Annotated in this window: 2 protein-coding genes; both read left to right on the top strand. The window is 62.0% G+C overall.

Annotated features, from left to right (window positions below):
* A partial coding sequence (locus VAE54_RS08730) for an RHS repeat-associated core domain-containing protein (protein ID WP_322801572.1) occupies positions 1-2175 on the top strand: 2175 nt, incomplete at its 5' end.
* A 983-nt stretch (positions 2176-3158) separates the two neighbouring features.
* The coding region (locus tag VAE54_RS08725) for an RHS repeat-associated core domain-containing protein (RefSeq protein WP_322801571.1) at positions 3159-3483 on the top strand (325 nt) is incomplete at its 3' end.

Here is a 3483-nt window from a genome sequence, read left to right as displayed (position 1 = left end):
CCGAACGTCCCCGACGGCGCCTCTTACAATCCGCCCCCGGACCCCGGGCCTTCCGGGTATGCGGTGGGCTTCGCTTACGATGAGCCCGGGTATGGGGCCTCCCTCGGCCGCAAGACCCGGGCCTGGACCGCCGAGGGGATCCAGCGGACCTGGGCCTACGACATCCGGGGCCGGGTCACCACCGCCACCCTCACCGTGGACGGCCAGACCTACCTCCAGCGCTTCGCCTACGACGCAATGGACCGCCTGGTGCAGCGAGTGGACCCCGATGGCGAGGTCCTCACGGTGGCCTACGGCCCCCACGGCTGGCCCACCGCCCTCACCGGGTGGAGCCCCTATGCCGGGAACGCCGCCTACAACGCGGCGGGCCAGCTCACCGGGCTCTCCCTCTTCGGCGGCGGCGCCCTCCAGCGGGCCTACGACCCCCACACCCTGCGGGTGACCCGCATCCAGGGCCCGGGGCTGGACCTGGGCTACGCTTATGATGCGGCCGGTAACGTCCTTCGGATCACCGACACGGCCCGCTCGGAGGTCTGGGCCTTCGCCTATGATGAGCTGGACCGCCTGGTAGGGATGAGCGGGCCGGTGAGCGGGACCTGGACCCTGGATGCGGGGGGACGGTGGCTCCAGCGGACGGAGGGGGCCCAGGCCTGGGTTTACGACTATGGGGATCCCGCCCCGCCCTCCGCCCCGCCGGGGCCTTACCGGGTCTACCTCCCCCTGGTGGCCAAAAGCCCCACCGTCCGCTGCCTGGACGAGGCCTGGCACGCCGCCTGGGCCGGAAGCGACCGCGGGCGCTCCTGGCGGCTGGTCTCGGTGAGCGATGGGACGACGCTGGGGTATGATGGGAACGGGAACGTCCTCACCCGCACCGTGGGCGGTGCCGAGTGGCGCTACGTCTACGACCCCGAGAACCGCCTGACGGAGGTCTGGCGGGGCGCCGAGCGGGTGGCCCGCTTCCGCTACGACGCCGAAGGAAACCGGGGGGTCCGGGAGGTGGCGGGCCTCCCCACCGTGGCCGTGGACGACGGCTACGAAGTGGGGGGCGGCCTGGGGCGGAAGGTCTACCGCCTGGGGGGCGAAGCGGTGGCCGTGCGAGAGGGAAGCGCCGTCTACGCGGTGGTGGGGGATCACCTGGGGAGCGTCACCGTGCTGGCGCAGGGCGGGAGTGTGGTGGGGGCCACGCGCTATCTCCCCTATGGCGCCATCCGGTGGGAGAGCGGCCTCTTCCCCACCGACCGCCGCTTCACCGGCCAGCGGTGGGAGGGGGCGCTGGGCCTGTATGATTACCGGGCCCGCTTCTACGACCCCGCCCTGGGCCGCTTCCTGCAACCCGATCCCATCGTGCCCGAGCCAGGGAACCCCCAGGCGCTCAACCGGTATGCCTATGTCTACAACAACCCCTTGCGCTACACCGACCCCAGCGGGCACGTCCCGGTCATCCTGGTGATGATGGGGATTGGGGCAGCAACCGGAGCGCTGATCAATTATGGGGTGCAAGTAGCGGCGAACATCAGCCAGAACGGTTTCACCGTGCAGGCCTTTATGAACGTCAACGGGGCTGCTGTCGGTGCCAGCGCTGTAGCCGGGGCGGTGGGTGGGGCCACACTCTACGGGGCAAGCGCGGTATTGGGGACAGGCTTATGGGGGATGGTGGGCGCCGGCGCCTTCAGCGGGGCAGCCTCCGGACAAGTCGCACGAGCCACGGAGAACCTCCTGACCGGAAGGCCCGTGGGGGAAGGATTAGGGGATCCCGCCGAACTGGGACGGGATGCCCTAATCGGTGGCCTCAGCGGCGGCGTCTTCCACGGTGTGGATCGGATGGTGATGCGAGCAGCATTTCGGGGAACCTACGTCCGCTATATCTCCGAGGGAGAACTTCAAGCCATCCAGGAAACCGGTTTCCTTCGGGGAGGTCGAACGGACACGCCCACTTATTTCACCACGGATGTTTTCCAGACGAGCCGGGAAGCCATGAGCCGATTGTCCCTTCCCTCGCCCCCCTCCTATCGGATCGAGTTTGAAATCCTGAACCAGCCGCGCATTCAAGGACCCAGGCGTGTATGGCCATGGTTCCGGCCTCGGGATCCTGGATTCCGAGCAGGCTGGGGAGTTGAGTATTACACTCGCGACCCAGTGAAAGTTCGCTTATTGCGATGGGAGCGTTTGCGATGAAATGGCGAGCAAAGCTGGTAATTTTCGAACCTTTTGAGGCCGAAGAAGAGATATACGGTGAGGTAGTAAATCTATTCTTGTTTAAAGCCGATGATGGGCGCAGGTTCATAATATTTCCGCGTTATGGCATATTTGAATTTATTAAATTTTTGACATGGGACAAAATAATTGTTAATGTGAACGAATATATAACAAAAAATGCGTATTTAGGAGATTTACAGCGTTGTTAGTTGAATACGCCTTTTTTAGAAGCGGAATGACCTTGGCAGGAGGGGTGGTAGATCGAGCGGTGATGGCGGCTCGCTTCCCGGGCTATTATACCCGATACGTGGGAGAGGGGGAGATCGCTGCCATCCAGCAAACCGGCCTCCTCCGCGGCGGAAGGCCCGGGCGAACTTACATTACCACAAATCGTTTTGAAACCTCCCGAGAAGCTCTTAGCCGATTAGCATTAAGACATCCACCGGAATATCGAATCGAGTTCAAGATTGTAAATCAGCCCCGCTTGCATGGCCCTCAACGGACCTGACCCTGGTTTTGGCCTCGAGATCCTGGATTCCGAGCAGGATGGGGAATTGAGTATTGGACCGAAGATTTGGTCCAAGCGGAAATCCTGAGGATAAACCGTCTGCGATGGGGAGATTTTTGATGAGCAGAAACGCAAGGCTCATTATATTCGAGCCATGGGAAGTTTATGAGGTAATTGAAGGAACAACCTCTGGAATACCATTTCGCTTTCTTGCAAAGGATGGTCGATCGTTCCGGTTATATCCGGATATTTGGGAGCTCTTAACCAGGTGGCGAACTGAGGGGAAATTATTCGTGACAGTATATGATGAGCGAACCAAGCATTGGGTGGGGCTGGGGATTTTGGAGAAACTTTGAATTTATCAAATAACCTATGGAAGCTAAGGCGGTTCGTCATTCATTGGTGCGAAAGCAAACACCTTAACAATTGCATAGCCTGACCCGTTATATCTCCGTTGTCTCACCATGGCGCCCTCCGGTGGGAGAGCGGCCTCTTCCTCACCGACCGCCGCTTCACCGGCCAGCGGTGGGAGGCGTCCCTCGGGCTCTACGATGACCAAGCCCGCTTCTACGACCCCGCCCTGGGCCGCTTCCTGCAACCCGATCCCCTGGTGCCCGAGCCGGGGAACCCGCAGGCGCTGAATCGTTACGCCTACGTTTACAATAACCCGCTGCGCTATCTGGATGATGGAGGGCATCTTCCGGTCCTCCCCCTCCTGGTGGCTGGGGCGGTGGTGCTGCTGAAGGCCGTGGATTGGGGATGGACCGCCTGGGAGGTCT

Origin of the sequence: Thermoflexus sp. (assembly GCF_034432235.1) — a bacterium.
GTDB lineage: Bacteria > Chloroflexota > Anaerolineae > Thermoflexales > Thermoflexaceae > Thermoflexus.
Note: the sequence above shows the minus strand (reverse complement) of the source record. Positions and strands in the feature narration are given on the sequence as shown.